This is a genomic window from Pseudomonas sp. IT-93MI4, from assembly GCF_949767635.1.
GTDB classification, from domain to species: domain Bacteria; phylum Pseudomonadota; class Gammaproteobacteria; order Pseudomonadales; family Pseudomonadaceae; genus Aquipseudomonas; species Aquipseudomonas putida_A.
Window position 1 is genome coordinate 1 of sequence record NZ_CATKPP010000036.1, and the last position, 473, is coordinate 473.

The 473-nt window shown below is 56.0% G+C and carries 1 protein-coding gene; it reads left to right on the forward strand.

Translation table 11 applies throughout. The annotated features are described in order from the left end of the window. Positions 1-90: 90 nt before the first annotated feature. Positions 91-473 (forward strand): IS110 family transposase (locus ACM6I7_RS16875; protein WP_414888912.1); only part of this gene is annotated, 383 nt, incomplete at its 3' end.

Consider the following 473-nt stretch of genomic DNA (forward strand, 5'->3'; position numbering starts at 1 on the left):
TAAGCCCGAACAGTTGGACGAGCGCCACTCGAATCACAAGCGTGGGCAAAGCCAGAGCACTCTCACTTCTGAGTGTAAGAGGGTTTTGCCATGATTTCCTGGGTCGGCATCGATATCTCCAAATCCAATCTGGTCGTCTGGGTTCAACCACAGAAAGACGGCTTTGAAGTTCCCAATACCGTTGAAGGCTTTGATGTGCTGGTCGCGCGTTTAGGTCAGTACACGGTTGGCCGCGTGTTGCTGGAAGCCACAGGCGGCTATGAACGCAAGGTCATGGCGGCATTGCAGCAGGCAAGTTTCAGCGTGTTGAGGATCAATCCTCGCCGGGCCAGAGCCTTTGCCGTAGCAATGGGCAAGAACGCCAAAACCGATCCCATCGACGCGGCGGTTCTCGCCGATTTTGCCGAAGCGCTGCATGCGTCTCGCGAAAAGCCCATCTCGCCTGAGCGTGAAGCCCTGCGCGAGTTGATTCA